Origin of the sequence: Acidaminobacterium chupaoyuni, assembly GCF_047936785.1 — a bacterium.
GTDB classification, from domain to species: domain Bacteria; phylum Bacillota; class Clostridia; order Oscillospirales; family Butyricicoccaceae; genus Acidaminobacterium; species Acidaminobacterium chupaoyuni.
The window spans coordinates 1767048-1785270 of sequence record NZ_CP176394.1 but is presented as its reverse complement, the minus strand read 5'-3'; the positions used below and the strand labels follow the sequence as shown (position 1 = coordinate 1785270).

Annotated in this window: 18 protein-coding genes and 1 other annotated feature; of the genes, 16 read left to right on the top strand and 2 right to left on the bottom strand. The window is 52.0% G+C overall.

Annotation, left to right across the window (positions count from 1 at the left end; all coding sequences use genetic code 11):
- The first annotated feature begins 51 nt into the window (after positions 1-51).
- The 10 genes from ACJA3I_RS08520 (at position 52) to tyrS (ending at position 12379) form a co-directional block, all read left to right on the top strand.
- Entirely contained in the window at positions 52-627 is a 576-nt protein-coding gene (locus ACJA3I_RS08520; RefSeq protein WP_458862183.1) for a 5-formyltetrahydrofolate cyclo-ligase, read from the top strand.
- Positions 620-1507, top strand: coding sequence for a CPBP family intramembrane glutamic endopeptidase (locus ACJA3I_RS08515; protein ID WP_458862182.1), 888 nt, complete (start codon positions 620-622; stop codon positions 1505-1507). Before ACJA3I_RS08520 ends, ACJA3I_RS08515 begins: the two co-directional genes overlap by 8 nt.
- A 12-nt stretch (positions 1508-1519) precedes the next feature.
- Entirely contained in the window at positions 1520-2617 is a 1098-nt protein-coding gene (gene mltG, locus ACJA3I_RS08510) for an endolytic transglycosylase MltG (protein WP_458862181.1), read from the top strand.
- 1 nt (position 2618) lies between these two features.
- On the top strand, positions 2619-3863 hold the full coding sequence (locus tag ACJA3I_RS08505; protein ID WP_458862180.1) for a peptidase U32 family protein: 1245 nt from the start codon (positions 2619-2621) through the stop codon (positions 3861-3863).
- A gap of 67 nt (positions 3864-3930) precedes the next feature.
- Positions 3931-6573: an alanine--tRNA ligase gene (alaS, locus tag ACJA3I_RS08500; protein ID WP_458863839.1), complete on the top strand. Its 2643-nt coding sequence runs from the start codon at positions 3931-3933 to the stop codon at positions 6571-6573.
- Between the two features lie 12 nt (positions 6574-6585).
- On the top strand, positions 6586-6924 hold the full coding sequence (locus ACJA3I_RS08495; RefSeq protein WP_458862179.1) for a histidine triad nucleotide-binding protein: 339 nt from the start codon (positions 6586-6588) through the stop codon (positions 6922-6924).
- 1 nt (position 6925) lies between these two features.
- The gene (locus ACJA3I_RS08490; protein WP_458862178.1) at positions 6926-9130 is read left to right on the top strand and encodes a ComEC/Rec2 family competence protein; all 2205 of its coding nucleotides are present in this window, start codon (positions 6926-6928) and stop codon (positions 9128-9130) included.
- Between the two features lie 5 nt (positions 9131-9135).
- Positions 9136-10176: a DNA polymerase III subunit delta gene (holA, locus tag ACJA3I_RS08485; RefSeq protein WP_458862177.1), complete on the top strand. Its 1041-nt coding sequence runs from the start codon at positions 9136-9138 to the stop codon at positions 10174-10176.
- Positions 10173-10766, top strand: a complete 594-nt coding sequence (locus ACJA3I_RS08480) for a toprim domain-containing protein (RefSeq protein ID WP_458862176.1) — start codon at positions 10173-10175, stop codon at positions 10764-10766. The genes holA and ACJA3I_RS08480 overlap by 4 nt, the downstream gene beginning before the upstream one ends.
- Positions 10767-10863: 97 nt before the next feature.
- Positions 10864-11098: a binding site (T-box leader), on the top strand.
- Between the two features lie 57 nt (positions 11099-11155).
- Positions 11156-12379, top strand: a complete 1224-nt coding sequence (tyrS, locus tag ACJA3I_RS08475; protein ID WP_458862175.1) for a tyrosine--tRNA ligase — start codon at positions 11156-11158, stop codon at positions 12377-12379.
- Between the two features lie 40 nt (positions 12380-12419).
- Here the strand turns inward: tyrS and ACJA3I_RS08470 are convergent, their stop codons facing one another.
- Both ACJA3I_RS08470 and ACJA3I_RS08465 read right to left on the bottom strand, forming a co-directional pair.
- Complete coding sequence (locus tag ACJA3I_RS08470; protein WP_458862174.1) at positions 12420-12932, bottom strand: Gx transporter family protein; 513 nt, start codon at positions 12930-12932, stop codon at positions 12420-12422.
- Between the two features lie 11 nt (positions 12933-12943).
- Positions 12944-13327 carry a NusG domain II-containing protein gene (locus tag ACJA3I_RS08465; RefSeq protein WP_458862173.1) on the bottom strand — a complete coding sequence of 128 codons (384 nt, stop codon included), beginning with the start codon at positions 13325-13327 and terminating at the stop codon, positions 12944-12946.
- Positions 13328-13519: 192 nt separating this feature from the next.
- Between ACJA3I_RS08465 and ACJA3I_RS08460 the strand changes: the two genes are divergently transcribed.
- The 6 genes from ACJA3I_RS08460 to ACJA3I_RS08435 all read left to right on the top strand — a co-directional run bounded on the left by ACJA3I_RS08460 (position 13520) and on the right by ACJA3I_RS08435 (position 18199).
- The gene (locus ACJA3I_RS08460) at positions 13520-13735 is read left to right on the top strand and encodes a hypothetical protein (RefSeq protein ID WP_458862172.1); all 216 of its coding nucleotides are present in this window, start codon (positions 13520-13522) and stop codon (positions 13733-13735) included.
- Between the two features lie 157 nt (positions 13736-13892).
- Complete coding sequence (locus ACJA3I_RS08455) at positions 13893-15107, top strand: BTAD domain-containing putative transcriptional regulator (protein WP_458862171.1); 1215 nt, start codon at positions 13893-13895, stop codon at positions 15105-15107.
- A 96-nt stretch (positions 15108-15203) separates the two neighbouring features.
- Positions 15204-16064: a transglutaminase-like domain-containing protein gene (locus ACJA3I_RS08450; RefSeq protein ID WP_458862170.1), complete on the top strand. Its 861-nt coding sequence runs from the start codon at positions 15204-15206 to the stop codon at positions 16062-16064.
- 237 nt (positions 16065-16301) lie between these two features.
- Entirely contained in the window at positions 16302-17357 is a 1056-nt protein-coding gene (locus ACJA3I_RS08445) for a type II secretion system F family protein (protein ID WP_458862169.1), read from the top strand.
- Between the two features lie 12 nt (positions 17358-17369).
- Positions 17370-17690, top strand: coding sequence for a hypothetical protein (locus tag ACJA3I_RS08440; RefSeq protein ID WP_458862168.1), 321 nt, complete (start codon positions 17370-17372; stop codon positions 17688-17690).
- An 11-nt stretch (positions 17691-17701) separates the two neighbouring features.
- Positions 17702-18199 carry a DUF4860 domain-containing protein gene (locus ACJA3I_RS08435; protein ID WP_458862167.1) on the top strand — a complete coding sequence of 166 codons (498 nt, stop codon included), beginning with the start codon at positions 17702-17704 and terminating at the stop codon, positions 18197-18199.
- Positions 18200-18223 lie beyond the last annotated feature (24 nt).

The window sequence follows — 18223 nt, the reverse complement described above, 5'->3', positions numbered from 1 at the left end:
ACCGGGCGTTATGCCGCAAAATCAAGGAAAACACCGAAAGCGGGGAAGACTATGACGGAAAAAGAGCAGGCAAGGCAGAAAGCCAAAGAATGTTTGCAGCATCTTATGAAAAACGAAGAAGATCGGCGCGGCCAAGCGTTTTTCAGCGCGATCACTGCCATGCCGGAATATCAGCAGGCGAAAGTCGTTTTCTGCTATCTTTCGGTGGAAAAAGAACCGCAGACGGCGCGGATCATCGAAGACGCCCTGCGGCGCGGCAAAACAGTGTGTGCTCCGGTCTGCATCCGGCGGGGCGTCATGCGGGCGCGCCGGCTTTCCGATTTGAAAAAAGCCGTGCTGGGGGCCTATCAGATTCCCGTTCCGCCCGAAGAAGAACCCTGGGTCGAACCGGAAACGATTGATTTTGCCGTGGTGCCCTGTGTGGCCTGCGGAAAAGACGGCACACGGCTGGGCCACGGGGCGGGTTTTTATGACCGCTTTCTGGAGCAGGGCGGGTTCTATCGCGCCGCCATCTGCCACAGCGAGTGCTGCTGGGATACCGTGCCCACGCAGGAACATGATCTGCTGATGGACGCGGTGGTAACGGAAAACGCCGTTTATCGGAAGGGAGATCCACAAGTTGAATAAAAAATTTGCGAGATTAAGCTCTTTTCTGCCGGCCCTGGCCATGGGAATGCTGCTTTTGGCTTCGTGGCGGATCCCCGCCAACAACAGCCTTCTGTCACCGATTTTAACACAGGCAGCTGTAGAAGCGGCGGTATTTTTGCTTCCGTTTCTTTTATATGCGGGGCTTCGGGGAACACAGGATCAGCCGCAGAAGCTGAGACTGGGCGCCATGAAGCCGAGAATGCTGCCGTTATGTATTTCGGCGGCGGTGGCGGTTTCGCTGTTATCCTTTTTCTTGAATTATCTGCTGTCGTTCTTTTCGGATCATACCCTGACGCAGGATACCGCTTATGGGGCGTTTACACGGTATGGCAGTGAGAAAACGATTTTGATCGTTTTGGTCGTGGCGATTTTGCCCGCTCTGGTCGAGGAACTGTTTTTTCGCGGTGCGGTGCTTTCTTCTCAAGAGCCCCAGGGCCAGCTGACGGCCATCTATATTTCGGCCCTGTGCTTTGCCATGATCCACGGCAGCGCGGCGAACTTTTTCGGCCCGCTGGCGGCGGGGCTGGTGTTTGGCTATCTGGCGGTGGTTCTGGGTTCTGTGTGGCCCGCTATCATCGGCCATATGACCAATAACCTGCTGTATCTGCTGATGGGCTATTTTTTGAAACGGTATGCCGCGTTCGGCATTTGGCCTTATTTTATTATTTGCACGGCGGCGCTGTTTTTCATTTTTGTTTATCTGGCGGCATCTTCTTTTCAGAAACAGCTGGAAAAAGGACGCATCCCGCGGCTGAAGGGCGGCGGAATGGTTTCGGCTCTGGTGAAAACCGCGCTGACACCGGGAGTATGGGCAGTTACGATTCTTTTTATCGTGAAAACCGTGTTTTTGCGATCGTAAGGAGGGCATTGAATGAGCTATCAAGAAAATGCAAACACAGAAAACCCGCGGCGCCGCAAAAAGAAGAAAAACGGCGCGGATATGAGCACGATGAGCTATATCGTGTTCATCCTCGGCTTTTCTTTGATTCTATCGGCCATCGCGATCTATACCGCAAACGATATGTTCGCGCTGGTCAAGCCTGATCGCGCCGTGGTTTTAGAGATTAAGGAACCGAAGACACACAGCCAGATGGCGAAAATGCTGCATGACAACGGGCTGATCCACAGCAGGATAGCGTTTCAGCTTTACAGCGCTTTTTCTGCGGATAATAAAACCTTCAAAAAAGGCAAGTTCGAGATCAACGCCAATATGGATTACGGGCAGATCATCAATACACTCAACCGCGTTCCCACTTATACGGAAACGGTGGAGGTGACCATCCCCGAAGGCTATACGCTGGCGCAGATCGCCGAACTGCTGGAAGAAACGCGGGTCTGCGGCGCGGATGATATTTTAAAAACTGCCAATACCTATGCGTTCAAGCATGAGATGCTTCAGGATATCCCCATGGAAAAGAACCGTTTGGAAGGCTATCTTTTCCCCGATACCTATGAGTTCTATATCAACGATAGCCCTGTGCGCGTTCTGAACACGATGCTCAACAACTTCAATAATAAATATACCGCCGAGATGCGCAGCCTGACAGAAGAATCGGGCTATACCATGCGCCAGATCCTGACCGTGGCCTCAATGGTGGAACGCGAAGCAAAACTGGAAAGCGAACAGGCATCCATCGCGGGGGTCATTTACAACCGCCTCAAGCATCCCGACAAATTCCCTTATTTGAACATCGATGCCACCGTTCAATATGCGGTGGGGCATAAGGCCGAATTGACGGCGGAAGATTTGAAGATCGACAGCCCTTATAACACCTATGTTTATCCGGGGCTTCCCGCGGGGCCCATCTGCAACCCAGGCGTGCCCGCCATTCTGGCGGCGCTGCGGCCCGAAAACAACAAATATTATTACTATGTGGCCGATCCCGATACAGACAGCCATGTGTTCGCCAAAACACTGGCCGAGCATAACGCCAATGTGGCGAAAATGAAAGCAAAGGCGGGAAAATAGGATGAAAAAGCCTGAACTTTTATCGCCCGCCGGCGATTTTGAACGGATGGAATATGCCGTTGCCTATGGCGCGGATGCCGTCTATCTGGCGGGGAAAGGGTTTGGCATGCGCACCGCATCGGATAATTTCGATGGGGCGGAACTGGAAAAAGCCATTCGCTTTTGCCATGAAAAGGGCGTTCGGGTGTTTGTTACGGTGAACACCATGCCCCGCGAAGATGAAGTTTGCCGTCTGCCCGCTTTTTTGGAAGAACTGGAGCAATTCGGCGCGGATGCGGCGATCATCGCCGACCTTGGCGTGGTGAAGCTTTGCAAAAAATATGCGCCCCATGTGGAAATCCATATCAGCACACAGGCAAACATCGTCAATTCTGAAGCGGCCGGGATCTATTATGAAATGGGCGCCAAACGCGTTGTGCTGGCCCGCGAACTTTCGCTGGAAGAGATCATGCAGATCCGCGCGCATACGCCAAAGGAACTGGAACTGGAAACCTTTGTGCATGGCGCCATGTGCATGTCTTATTCGGGAAGATGTTATATTTCGGCCCATCTGACGGGCAGAGACGCCAATCGCGGCGCCTGCGCGCAGCCTTGCCGCTGGAAATACAGCCTTGTGGAAGCTTCGCGGCCGGATGAAACTTTTCCCGTTTATGAAGATGAGCAGGGTTCTTATCTGCTCAATTCGAAAGATCTCTGCATGATCGATCATATTCCGCAGTTGATGGAAGCGGGCATCGACAGTTTCAAGATCGAGGGCCGCGTGAAAACAGCTTATTACACCGCCGCAGTAACAAACGCCTATCGGCGCGCCATTGACCTTTATTGCCGCGATCCGCAGCATTATGACCTTACGCCGTGGGTGCGGCAAGAGGTGGATAAAGTGAGCCACCGCGAATATTACACGGGCTTTTATTTCGGTGATCGCGACAGCCAGCATCCGCAGGACGCCGGATATTTGCGCACATGGGATATCTGCGCCATGTATACCGGGGAAGAGACCGTGCAGGGTGCCGTTTTTCAGCAGAAAAATAAATTTGCGCCCGGCGATATGTTGGAACTGCTTACGCCGCAGGGGCCGCCGCGGCCCATCCGGCTGGAAGCCATCCTCGATGAAGAGGGGCATTCGATGGAAAGCGCGCCCCATGCCCACCAGCGGCTGATCCTGCCGGGGGTATTCGAGGTTCCGCCTTATTCCATGCTGCGAAAAAAGCGTGAAAACGAGCGGGCCGCAGAAGGCTTGCTTTAATATGAACAAACATAGTGCCGCGTCGCTTTGAAAACAGATCTTGGCGCGGGGAAAGAAAGTGTTAATGATGGAAAAATTGGGATTGAATGAAATTCGCGAAAGATTTTTAAGCTTTTTTGAAAGTAAAGGCCATCTGCGCGTGAAAAGCGCGCCGCTTGTGCCCCAGAACGACCATTCTCTGCTGCTCATCAACGCGGGCATGGCGCCGCTGAAGCCTTATTTTACCGGCGAACTGACTCCGCCCGCCCCCAGAGTGACTTCCTGCCAGAAATGCATCCGCACGCCCGATATTGAAAATGTGGGCAAAGATTCCAGACACGGAACCTATTTCGAAATGCTGGGCAATTTCTCTTTTGGCGATTATTTCAAAAGGGAAGCCGCACAGTGGGCCTGGGAATTTGTAACGCAGGAAATGAAGATGCCCGTTGACAAGCTTTATGTTTCCGTTTATCTGGAAGATGATGAGGCTTATGATATCTGGACAAAGGAAATCGGCGTGGCAGAAGACCATATGGTTCGTTTGGGCAAAGCAGATAATTTCTGGGAGATCGGTTCCGGCCCCTGCGGCCCCTGCACCGAGATCTATTATGACCGCGGCGAAAAATATGGATGCGGCAGCCCCACCTGCGCCCCCGGCTGCGATTGCGACCGTTATGTGGAATTCTGGAACCTGGTGTTCAGCCAGTTCAATAACGATGGCCACGGCAATTATACCCCGCTGGAAAAGAAGAATATCGACACCGGCATGGGCATGGAACGCCTGGCCTGCATCATGCAGGGGGTGGAATCGATGTTTGATATCGATACCATCCACAGCATTTTAGAGCATATCGCCCGTGTGGCCGGCGTGGAATATGGCAAAGACCCCGCTAAGGATGTTTCTTTGCGCATCATCACAGACCATATCCGCAGCACCACCATGATGGTATGCGACGGTGTGATCCCCTCCAACGAAGGCAGAGGCTATGTGCTGCGCCGCCTGCTGCGCCGCGCCGCGCGTCACGGCCGTTTGCTGGGCATCGAAAAGCCGTTCCTTTTCGAGATCTGTGAAACCGTGATCCGCGAAAATGAGGGCGCTTACCCCGAACTGCGCGAAAAAGAAGAATATATCAAAAAGCTGATCCGCATCGAAGAAGAGCGCTTTGCCGCAACGGTGGAAAGCGGCCTTGTAAAGCTGGATGAAATGATCGAAAACCTGAAAGCCGGCGGCCAGACCATGCTCAACGGCGACGATGCTTTTAAATTATATGATACTTACGGTTTCCCTGTGGATCTGACCGAGGAGATTTTGGGCGAACAGGGGATGAGCCTTGACCGCGAAGTTTTCGACGCGGATATGAAAGAACAGCGGCTGCGCGCAAAAGGCGCCCGCGGCAACACAACAGAACTGGGCTGGGCAGGCGATGATTTTTCGCTGAAAGAACTGCCCGCCACAAAGTTCCTGGGCTATGATGCGCTGCAGGCAAAGGGCAAAGTGCTGATGCTTGTGGCAGAAGGCGAGCAGGCAGGCGCTTTGAATGAAGGCGCCGAAGGCATTGTTGTGTTAGACCAGACCGTGTTTTATGCGGAAAGCGGCGGCCAGACCTATGATCTGGGCGCGATGAACAGCAAAAACGCCAAGCTGGAAGTGACCGCCGTGAAGAAAACCCCCGACGGGAAATTCATGCATTCGGTCAAAGTCATCAGCGGAAGCATCACCACCGAAGAAGAAGTTTCCATGCAGGTGGATGTTTCTCGCCGCAGCGCCGTGATGCGCGCGCATTCCGCCACCCATTTGCTGCAAAAAGCCCTGCGCAATGTTTTGGGCAACCATGTGGAACAGGCGGGTTCGCTGGTGGAACCCGACCGTCTGCGTTTTGATTTTACACATTTCAGCGGCATGACCCCCGAAGAGATTTTGGCCGTGGAGCGCGCCGTGAACGAAGAAATTTTGGCGGATGATGCGGTGCATACCGAAGAAATGCCCATCGATGAAGCAAAAAAACTGGGCGCGATGGCGTTGTTTGGCGAAAAATACGGCAATGTTGTGCGCGTGGTGAGAATGGGTGATTATTCCATCGAACTTTGCGGCGGCACGCATATCCACAACACCGCAAGAATCGGCTCGTTTAAGATCGTCAGCGAAGCTTCGGCGGCGGCGGGCGTTCGGCGCATCGAAGCCGTGGTGGGCGCGGGCGTTCTGGAACTGCTTGAAAGCCGTGAAGAAATGCTGATGCAGGCGGCTGCCGCTTTGAAAACAGCGCCTTCCGAACTGGTGCATCGCGCGGAACAGGTGATCGGCGAGATCAAAGAAGCCAACCGCAATATCGAAAGCCTCAATTCCCGCATTGCCGCGCTGCGCAGTGTGGAACTGATGAATTACGCCAAGGCCGCGGGCGATGTGAATGTGCTGGCCATGCGCATCGAAGACGGCACAGCCGATTCTCTGCGCGGCTTAAGCGATATGCTGCGCGATAAAGCGCCGAACCTTGTTTGCGTGCTGGCTTTGGTGAACGAAGAAGACGGAAAGATCAATTTTGCGGCTTCCTGCGGCAAAGAGGCCATGGCCAAGGGCGCCCATGCCGGCAATATCCTCAAGCAGGTCGCCAAGCTTTGCGGCGGCGGCGGCGGCGGACGCCCCGACAGCGCCACAGCGGGCGGCAGAGATGCTTCCAAACTGGAAAACGCTTTGGAACAGGTGAACAATATCGTTGAATCGATGCTGAAATAGGAGGAAAGAAAAATGGATTGCATTTTTTGTAAGATCGTGGCGGGCGAGATCCCCTCGAAATGCCTTTATCAGGATGAAAAAGTTTATGCGTTTTATGATATCCAGCCGGCCGCGCCGATCCATTTTCTGGTGGTTCCCAAAGAGCATATTCTTTCTTCCGCGGCGGATGTCAACGCGGATAATTCTCAGATCATCGCTTATATTTTTGAAGTGATCGCAAAACTGGCGCGCCAGCTGAAGCTGGAAAACGGCTATCGCATTGTCACCAACAGCGGTGAAGACGCGGGCCAGACCGTGCATCACCTTCATTTCCATGTGCTGGCGGGCAAAGCACTGGGCCCCATGGCATAGCATGAACACAAAAGAAGGCAGGCAGACAGCCCTTCGTCCTTTGTTGTGGGCGGCTTCGGGCGTTTTGCCGGGCACCGCTTTATGCGGGTTATGCTTTCTGATGGATTGGCCATTCCCTTTAAAAACCATGATCGCCGCTGTGACCCTTGTTGCAGCGGCGGTTTGCATGTTCGGTTTGCGCCATCGCTGGGTGCTGCTGGTGTTTTCGGCCCTTGCCGCGTTTTTATGGTGCAACATCTGGCTGGGCATCGAATCGGCACCGCTGCGGCATTTTTCGGGGCATAGCACCGGGGCGGTTTGCCGGCTGACGGAAAACGCCGAAGGCAAGGGAACCTATGGCCGCGCCGAGGGCATATTGCTGGAAGCCGACGGAAAGCCCATTCGCCGCAAGGTGGAAATTTTGCTGCGGGATGCTTCGCCGCATGAACGGGCGGGAGATCGCCTGTCGGGCGAATTTGTGGTGAAAAGAATCGAGAAAAAACTCGCCGCCGGCAAGATTCAGAAAGGGTTTCTTTATCAGATCGAACAAAGCGGCCCCATCACCGCGAAGCATACCGATAAAATGCCTCTGGTTTGCCGCGCCGCCCTGTGGCGCGAAAAAATCGCGGGCCTTATGAACAGGGTCTATCCCAAAAGAGAAGCCGCTTTGCAAACGGCGCTGCTCACCGGCGAAAAAAGCGGCTTTACCGCCGAAGAACTGCGCCAGCTCAGGCTGAGCGGAACGGCGCACATCGCGGCGGTTTCGGGGATGCATATTGCCATTGTCTGCATGGCTTTGGCGGTGATTTTCGGAAAACGCGCGGGGCTTCTTCTGGCCATTCCGGCCGCCTGCGGCTATGCGCTTCTGGCGGGGCTCACGCCTTCCGCGCTGCGCGCTGCCATCATGGCCATTCTCGGCGGGGGCGCGTTCTTTTTCAAAGAAGAAAAAGATGCGGTGAACACTTTGGCGGCCGCGGCGCTGATCTTGTTGCTGTTTCGCCCGATCATGGTGTTCGACGCGGGTTTTTTGCTTTCCTTTGGCGCGACACTGGGCATATTGATGTTCCTGCCGCGCATGGAGGTCGTTTTGCGGCGCGTGTTCCCCACAAGGCGGTTCAAAGATCGGCTGCTGCATGGCGTGGGCAGCGCGGTTTGCGTTTCGCTTTCGGCGCAGGTGTTCACTTTCCCGCTTTCCTGCCTGATGTTTCAAAGCATTTCTGTGGTGACTTTGCTGACGAATGTGCTGATCGCTCCTTTGCTGATCTTCGCTGTTTTGGGCGGATTTTTGCTGCTGGCGGCGAACGCTTTTTCGCTTGGGGCGGCCAAGGCGGTTTCTCTTGCGGTTTATCCGGTTTTAAAGCTGGTGAGCTTTTTTCAGCAAACGGCGGTGCGCCTGCCTTTTTACGCGGTTTCGGCAAAATCGGTTTATGTCCGCTTTTTTGCCATAACACTGGTGATTTTCTTTTTACTGTGGTATGCTGAAAAAATAACGGCACGCTGTTTGAGGCTGGGCCTGGCTTTGACGGCGGTCTGCTGCGTGGGGGCGGCTGCGGCGGAATTCCACTATTTCCCGTCTGTTTCCATTGCCAACTGCGGCGGCAGCGCTTTGCTTTCTTATGAAGAAGCGGGAAAAATAGAGATGGCGGTGTCGGGCGATTTTTATGGGGATAGCTTTTATGCCTGCGCTCAGCAGCTGCTGGAAGAGGGCGGAGAAAATCAGGTGGAACGCCTGCTGCTGACCACTAAAGACGGAATTCCGTTTTCTCGAAGGCCCGAGGATAAATGGGCAAAGGTGAAGAAAACGGCGGCGCCGCAGGGCTTCGCCTGCAACTGGGTCACCGAAGGCAGCCTGAAGGGCTATGGGGCGAGCGGCAGGCTGGGGCAGGGGAAAGCCGTTCTTTCCCTTTTGGAAAAAGAGCCGTATGCCTGCTATCTGCGTTTTTATGGCTGCGGAATCCTTTCGGGCTGCGGCGTTTTGCCGAAGACGATGCTGGAGACCGTGAAGAAAGAAAAGATAACCTGTGATGTTTTGGTTTTGGATGCGGCCTATGCCAAAGATCCTGCGGCCGCGGCGCAGCTATGCAAAGAAACCAAGGCAAGAACGATTTTTTGTATGCAGCCGGTTTATCGCGGCGAAGAGTTTACTTTGGGGCAGATCACGACCGAGCCTGTTGTTTATCTTCCCAATCGTGGGGCAGCGGTGTTGAAAAGTTATGGATCGAGGTGAAGAAAATGGCGAAAAAGACAGAGGCTTATGATAAATTAAGAGCGGATGTGGCCGCCGGAACGCCGGAAAAATTATATGTTTTTTATGGGGAAGAAAGCTACCTGAAAGAACATTATAAACAGCGCCTGATGCAGCAGATGAGCGAAGGCGGGCTGGGCGATTTCAATGTCACCGTTTTAGATGGCGACGCCGTGACGGCCGATGCGCTGACAGACGCGGTGGAAAGCCTGCCGGCTATGAGCGACCGCAAACTTTTGCTGATCCGCGATTTTAATTTTTCCAAACCGCCCGCCGACACCAAAGAGCTTTTAACACAGTTTTTGGTGGAATTGCCCGAGTATCTGTGCCTGATCTTCTATTTTGACACTTTGGAATATAAGCCCGACAAGCGCATGAAGCTTTGGCAGGTTTTAGAAAAAAACGCCCAGGTGGTGGAATTTAAACGCGCCCCCCAGAGCGAGCTTAATGCGTGGATCAAACGCCGTTTTCAGGCGCTGGGCAAGAATATCGACACCGCCGATTGCGAATATCTGACTTTTCAATGCGGCGGGCTGATGACCAATTTGGCCTCTGAGATCGATAAGATCGCTTCGGGTACTTTAGCGGATGCGGTTTCGGCCAAGGAAATCGATCTGCTGGCCTCGAAAGCGCTGGAAGCCCAGATTTGGCAGCTGACGGATAAAGTATCCGGCGGCGACCATCGGGCGGCCATCGAAACTCTGCGCGATCTGCTGGCGATGCGGTTTGAACCGGTGGTGCTTTCAGGCGCCATCGCAAAACAGATCGAAAAACTATATGGCGCGAAGCTGGCCATGAATATGGGCTATGGCGAAGGGGAACTGATGAAGCTGTTTGCCATCCGTTCTCAATATCCCGCCAGCCTTTTGTTGAAAGCGGCGCGCAAAAAAAGCCTCCCGTGGCTGCGGCGGGCGCTGCTGCTGTGCAATCAGGCCGATCAGGAACTGAAAAGCAATCTTTCTGATGCAAACCGAACGTTGGAACTGTTGCTGCTGCGCCTTGCGCGGCTGGAAGAAGGTGCGCGATGATCAGGCTTGGGCCGGCCATTGTGGTGGAAGGCTGTTACGATATCAATAAGATCAGGCAGATCTTTGACACGATGGTCATTGCAACAGAGGGCTTTTCCATTTATAAAAACCCGGAGAAAGCCGAATTTATCAAGAGGGTCGCCAAAGAGCGCGGTGTGATCATTTTGACGGATGGCGACCATGCGGGGTTTCAGATCCGCACCTATTTAAAAAACATTCTGGCGGGATGCGAAGTGTATCATGCCTATCCGCCCGATGTATACGGCAAAGAAAAACGGAAAAGCAAAGCTTCTTCCGAAGGAAAGCTGGGGGTGGAAGGCATTGCCGACGCGGCGCTGATCGAAGCGATCCGCCGCAGCGGCGCGCCTATGGAAGCGCCTGCGAGAGAACAAAAGGGCGCTGCCATCACAAAGACCGATCTTTATGAACTGGGGCTTTCCGGCGGGCCGGATAGCGCGCGGCGGCGCAAAGCGCTGCTTGAAAAAATGGATCTGCCCGAGAACCTGAAAGCCAACGCTTTGCTGGAAGCGCTGAATTTATTCAGCGATCTGGAACAGTTGAAAGTGATTTGCGGCCGGCTGGAAGAATAAAAACCACTGGAAGAATTTTTCATGCGGTTTTTATGGGCCGATGAAAAAAGGGCTTTACTTTTCGAAAAATATCGGATATACTATAAGAAATTCATCTGGAAAAGCGATGATGAGAAGAAGTAGGCGAAACGCTGAGCTTTCAGAGAGTGCCCGGTCGGTGAAAGGGCATAAGCGGCGGTGAGCGGAATACATCTCGGAGCTGCGGCTTGAAGATCAGTAGAGTCAGACGGGTGCGCCCGTTAAAGCGCAGAAGTGTGTTGGCACTTCATAAGCGGCTTTTTGTGAAAAAAGTCGATGCCAGAGGTGGTACCGCGATGAAATTCGCCCTCTGTCCCGTTTTGGGATAGAGGGCTTTTATTTTATAAAAAACACAGAAAAGGAGAACTAAAATGGGTATCTATGAAGAACTGCAAGCCCGCGGCTTGATCGCACAGGTCACCAACGAAGAAGAAATTCGCAATTTGGTCAATAACGGCGGTGCGAAGTTTTATATCGGGTTCGATCCCACCGCCGATTCCCTGCATGTGGGCCATTTCATGGCGCTTTGCCTGATGAAACGCCTGCAGATGGCCGGCAACAAGCCGGTGGTCTTGATCGGCGGCGGCACAGGATATGTGGGCGACCCTTCCGGCCGCAGCGATATGCGTTCGATGATGACCCCCGAAACCATTCAGCATAACTGCGACTGCTTCAAAAAGCAGATGGAGCGCTTTATTGAATTCGGGCCGGATAAAGCCATTATGGTCAATAACGCCGATTGGCTGCTGAAACTCAATTATGTCGATCTGCTGCGCGATGTGGGCGCCTGTTTCTCGGTGAACAACATGCTGCGCGCGGAATGCTATAAGCAGCGCATGGAGAAGGGCCTGTCTTTCCTGGAATTCAACTATATGATCATGCAGTCTTACGACTTCTATCATTTGTTCCAGCATTACGGCTGCAACATGCAGTTCGGCGGCGACGACCAGTGGTCGAATATGCTGTTCGGCACAGACCTGATCCGCAGAAAACTGGGCAAAGATGCTTACGCCATGACCATCACGCTGCTGATGAATTCCGAAGGCAAGAAAATGGGCAAAACGGCCAGCGGCGCCGTGTGGCTCGATCCCAACAAAACCACACCTTTCGAATTCTTCCAGTATTGGAGAAATGTGGATGACGCCGATGTGCTGAAATGCATCCGTATGCTGACTTTCCTGCCGCTGGAAGAGATCGACGCGATGGAAGCATGGGAAGGCAGCCAGCTTAACCGCGCCAAGGAAATTCTGGCCTATGAACTGACAAAACTGGTGCATGGCGAAGAAGAAGCTGAAAAGGCGAAGACCGCCAGCCACGCGCTTTTTGCGGGCGGCAGCGATGAAAGCAATATGCCCACCACAGAGCTGAGCGCCGAACAGGTGCCCGGGGCGGAGATCGGCGTCATCGATCTGATGATGGCCTGCGGCCTGACCCCCAGCAGAAGTGAAGCCAGAAGATTGATCCAACAGGGCGGCGTTTCGCTGGATGGCGAAAAGATTTTAACGCCGGATGCCACCGTTTTGGCAGAACAGCTGAAAGCGGGCGTGAAGATCCGCAAAGGTAAAAAGGTGTTCCATAAAGCTGTTTTGAAATAAGCAAAAAAAGATCCCCATCTTTTAAAGATGAGGATCTTTTTTATGAAAATACGGCGCTTTTCAGTTTTGGAAGCGAAATATCGGTGATGAAAGCGATCAGAAAGCCCGTGAAAAGCGAAAGAATAAGCAAAACGGGCAAATAATAAAAGGTGTAGAGGCTGCGCATCAAAAGGGAAGCCATGGCGATCTGCCCCACATTATGCATGGCCGCCCCCAATATACTGACGCCATAGATCGAAAAGAAAGATCGGCGAAAACGATAGGCAAGCAGCATGGCGATCAAAGCGGCGCAGCCGCCTGTGAGCGACATGGCCAGCGAGGTCAGGTTGCCCGTGGCCAGATAAAGCGCGGCAATGCGGCAGAAAAGCACGGCGGCGGCCCATTTGCCGCCCATCAGATAAAGCGCCATCAGGGTGATGATATTGGCAAGGCCCAGCTTGATGCCGGGAAGCGGCAGCACCGCCTGCAGGGGAATGAGATTTTCAAAAAGTGAAAGAGCCAGCGCCAAAGCGGCAAGAATGCCGCAGAGGGCGATCTTTTTTGTGCGATTCATAATAGATTCTCCTATTTCACAACAACATCCGCGGCATCTGAAGCGGCGTCGCTTTCCAAAGTGATGCTCATGCGGTTTTCCAGGCAAACCGCGGTTTGACCCGCGCGGGTCAGCCAGCCGGTATGCACGCAGGTTTTGTGAGGGCAGGTGGCCGATGAAACGCAGATCCGCCCGTCTTCGGCGGTGATGATGTTGGTGTAATCGCCATCGACGGTGTAAGTGATGGGATCTTTCAAACCGGAAAGAGAGATCGTTTCGATGATTTCGCCGTTTTGGCGGATCACGGCGGTCAGCGAAGAATCGCTGTGACCGTGAAACGGAAGATAGATCAGAATGGCGGCGCATAACACCAGACAGACGACGACCCAATCGCCCGGCCTTATTTTTTTCAACATAGAATCACCTGTAATATGGATGAAAATTTTAGTAAAATGGGGGGGTGTATCCGCAATATTTATTATGATAGCATATTCCGCGGGCAATCGCCATTAAAAAACAGAATATTCACAAAACCGGGCAAGATTTAAAAAACCGGTTACTTTTTAAAGGCGCGGCGCATACGATAAACTGGAAAGGTGGTCGAAACCATGGATCTGAGAAATAACCAGATTACGATTCGCGAGCTGCTTCAGCAGCCGCAGGCCAGAATGCTTTTGCAGCGGGAATTCCCGCAGGTGTTCCGCAACCCGCTGCTTCTGAGCAGCGCACAGAACATGACCCTTCAAAATGTCATTCGCCAAGCCGAAAAGTTTGTTCCGCAGGCAAAGATTCAAGAGATCTTAAAGCAGCTGCAGGCGATCTGAAAAGCAAAAAGGATCCAAACGCTGAGCGTTGGATCCTTTTCCTTTGTCAAGAGAAGAAAACAGGCGATTTCTTAAACAATACGATCAAATGGGCTCTTTTGCTTTTGAAGAAAATAGAGTATACTGTTTAAAACGAGAAGCATGGAGGGAACCGGGTATGATAAAGCGAAAGGATTCCAAAACAGTGGAAGCCTGTTTCTTCGGCGGCTTTTTACTGCGCAGCGGGGAACATTGCCTCAGCGAAGCCGACGGCCGAACAAAGCAACTGTGGCTGCTTTTGGAATATCTTTTAATGCATAAAGAAAAGATGATTGGCAGCTTTGAACTGCAGAATGTTTTATGGAAGGAAAACGAAATCGTAAACCCTTCCAACGCGCTGAAAAATCTGGTTTATCGGCTGCGGCATCTGCTCAGCGAGGCTGGGTTTTCGCAAGAATCACCTTATATTCTTTCAAAAAGAGGGGGATATTGCTGGAACCCGCAGATCAAATGCTTTTCTGATGTGGAAGAATTTGACGAGTGGTATCGACAGGGGTTTGATGAGCAAAACGGGCCGGAAGAACGGATGAAAGCTCTTGAAAACGCCGCCGAACTGTATCGAGGCGACTTTTTAGAAGGCAAAATTTATGAGGAGTGGGCTGTTTTTTTCACGGAACAGTATCGCCGCCGCTTTTTTGAATGCGCAGAAAAGCTTTGCCAATATTATGAACAAACGGGGCGCTTTGAGCAGGAAGAAAATCTTTGCGAAAAAGCCAGAAGAATCGACCCTTTTGCCGAAGAGATGCAGCTGAGGTTTTTAAAAGCGCTGGCAGAGCAGCAAAAATTTTCTTTGGCAATTGCCGAATATCAGAAAATAACAGAGCTCTATTATCAGGAGCTGGGGATGCAGCCTTCTGAAAAATTTCGCGCGCGTTATCGTGAGATCACCGAGCATGTGGATTACGCAAAAAGCGATTTAATCACTATTAAAGAAGATCTGCGCGAGACCCTGAACGAAGAAGGGGCGTTTTTCTGCGATTATGATGCGTTCAAGCATATTTACAGGTTGGAAGCGCGTTCGTTGGAACGCTCGGGACAATCGGTTTTCGTCTGTTTGTTTACTTTGAATCCGGGGCCTGAGAATACTTTTTCCAAACAGAATCGCGAGCGGGCAATGTCTCAGTTGAAAGAGGCGCTGACAGGCTGCCTGAGGCGCGGCGATGTGATCGCCCGCTACAGCGCAACGCAATATGTGGCGATGCTTCCCACGCTGACGGAAGAAAACAGCGTGTTCGTTACGAAGAGGATCCGCCAAAAGTTCGCGGGCCTTTGCAGCCGCAAGAAGATCGAGCTGGAAATTCAGGCGCTTCCGCTGGATTCCGCCGAAGAATAATGCATCCGTAAGATTGACATTTGTCACAAATGGGTATATGATAAGGACAAATAAAGGATTATTGTGACAAAAATGAAAGGGCGGGGGATTGGCTGTATGAAAAAGAAAGTAACGGCATCCTTCTTTATCGCGGCGGCTTTGGCGGCGGTTGTCGGCCTTCAGGCCTCTGCGGCAGATCGATATGAAGCTTCAAAATCGGTGATCAACGCCACGGCGGCTGACAAAGGATATGTAGATATCAAATATACCGCCGGCGGCAGCAAAAGAATCAAGGTCATCATCGAAAAAGACAGCGGAAAATACACTTATGATTTGAACAACCAGAATGTGGCAGAACGCTATCCGCTTCAGATGGGCGACGGCAGCTATAAAGTGCGCGTGCTTGAAAACACCACCGGCAGCAAATATGCCACGGTTCAAACCGCTAATTTCGATGTGAAGCTGGAAAGCTCGTTTGCGCCTTATTTGGTGAACAACCAATATGTGAACTATGTGCCCAACAGCGCTGTTGTAAAAAAAGCCAGTGAGCTTTGCGCCGATCAAAAGACCGATCTTGCCAAGTTAGACCAAATCTATAGCTTTGTGGCAGGGAATATCCAATATGATACGGCGAAAGCATCGTCTGTGCAAAGCGGATATCTGCCTGTTGTAGATACGATTTTAAGCTCGCGAAAGGGCATTTGCTTTGATTATTCGGCGGTGATGGCCGCGATGCTGCGTTCTCAATTGATCCCCACGAAGCTGGTCACCGGCTATGTGGCGCCCAACGGCGCTTACCACGCGTGGAACGAAGTCTATATCAAAGGTGTGGGCTGGATCAAAACCGGCGAAACTTATTTCGACGGAACCAACTGGAAACTGCTTGATTCCACTTTCCTTTCCGGCGCGAAGAGCAGTAAGCAAATTGAAAACTATATCGGAAACGGCAGCAATTACACCAAGAAATACGAATATTAACGGGAAAGCTTTTCACACCCATGGCCAAAACGGCCATGGGTGTTTTGCTGTAAAGGTTTTGATTTTGCGCTCTAAAACGCAAGAGCATAAACAACGGAAGGCATGAATAGAACTATAGAAGAATATTTGCAATTTTGCGCAAAATCTGCCATAATAGAACAAAACAGAAAGTGTATTTTGCTGTCATCCATGGCGCTTTTGCCATGTTCTCAAAGAGAAAAGCGGGGGAAGAGATATATGGGCGTTAAAAAAGAGCATAAACAGCTTTCTTCATCGGAAATCGCCGTTTTTTGCACGCAGATCGGCATGATTCTGAAAGCGGGCATCAGCCTGCGCGAGGGCATGGCGGCCATCTGCGCCGATATGCAGGAAGGCCAGATCAAAGATGCGCTGAAGCTTGTGGATGAACAGATCCAGCAGGGCGCTCCCCTTGAAAAGGCGATGGAAAGCGCGGGAATTTTCCCCGATTATGTGGTGCATATGACGGCCATTGGCGATGCCACGGGTAAATTGGAACAGGTGATGGGTTCGCTGGCCCAATATTACGAGCGTGAACAGGCGTTGCGCGGCCGCCTGCGCAGCGCCGTGTTATATCCCATGATGCTGTTTTGCATGATGGCCGCGGTCATCCTTGTTTTGGTGACGAAAGTGTTGCCGGTTTTTGAAAACATTTTCCGCCAGCTGGGCGGGGAATTGGGCAACGGAGCGGGCCACCTGATGCGATTCGGCATGATCGCCGGCCGCTGTGCGTTTGTTCTGATGTTTGTCATCATTTTGGCGGTGGCTGCTTCTGTGGTGATGATGAAGACCAAAAAAGGGCGGGCGTTTTTCCAAAACCTTTCTTCCAAAAGCCCGTTTACCAGAAAACTCAGCGAAAAGATCGCATCCCGCCGGTTTGCCAGCGCCATGGCGCTGATGCTTTCCAGCGGCATGAATATAGATGAAGCGTTTGAATTCACCATTGGGGTTCTGGGCGATGAAACTGCGGCGAAGCGTGTGGCAGACAGCCGGAAACGCATCCAGGCGGGCGCTTCTTTTTCCGATGCGCTGGAGCAGGCAGGCGTTTTCCCCGAACTTTTTTCACGCATGGTCAATATCGGCTTTAAAACCGGTTCCGTCGATCAGGTGATGGATAAGCTCGCCGATCTTTATGAAGAAGATATCGATACTTCCATTGCCAATATCACCTCGGTCATCGAACCGGTTCTGGTGGGGATCTTATCGGTGATCATCGGCGCGATTTTGATTTCCGTGATGCTTCCGCTAACGGGCATCATGTCATCCATCGGATGACGGGAGGAAGAAATGAAATATCATAAGCATAGAAACATCCCGAAAGGGTTGCTGTTTTCGTTTGTTTTATTTCTTGTGGTGCTGGCGGCCGGCGTTTACACCGTGGATTACGCGCAGAAGCGCAGTGAAGCCGAATGGCTTGCCAACACCGAAAGCGCGGTGAAGCGGGCGGTGGTTTCCTGCTATGCCATCGAGGGCATCTATCCGCCGGATATCGAATATCTGCGTGAACATTATGGCTTGGTGGTCGATGAAAGCCGTTATGTGATCCATTATGAAGCGTTTGCCTCGAACATCATGCCCGAAATCGATGTTTACGCTTTGCCGAAATAGAGGATAGCGCGATGAAAGAAATGAATCAGAATAAAAGAACAGGTTCAGAACTGGCGTTTGTGATCGTTTTATTTTTGGTGTTTTCTCTTTCGGCGCTGGCTCTGGTAACTTTGGGCGGCAAAGTATATCACGGCATCTTTCACAAAATGGAAGATAATTATGAAATGAGAACCTCGCTTTCTTATGTGGCGACAAAGATCCGCCAGAACGATTCGGCCGAGGCCATTCGGGTGGATGAAAAAACTTTGGGAGTTCCCGCGCTGGTGCTTTCGGAACAGGGCGATGACGCGGTTTATGAAACATGGATCTATTGGTCAAAAGGTGTGCTGCGTGAGCTTTATATTGAGCAGGGGGTGGCTTTTGAACCTTCTGACGGAATGGAAATCATGAAAGTGACGCAGTTCGAAATCCGGCAGGAAAAAAGCGGACTGATCCGCTTAGACAGCAAAAACAGCAGCGGTGAAAAACAAGAGCTTTGTTTGATGCCGCGATCTGCACAACAGTTTTAAAACCACTGTCAAGTTTCACCCAAA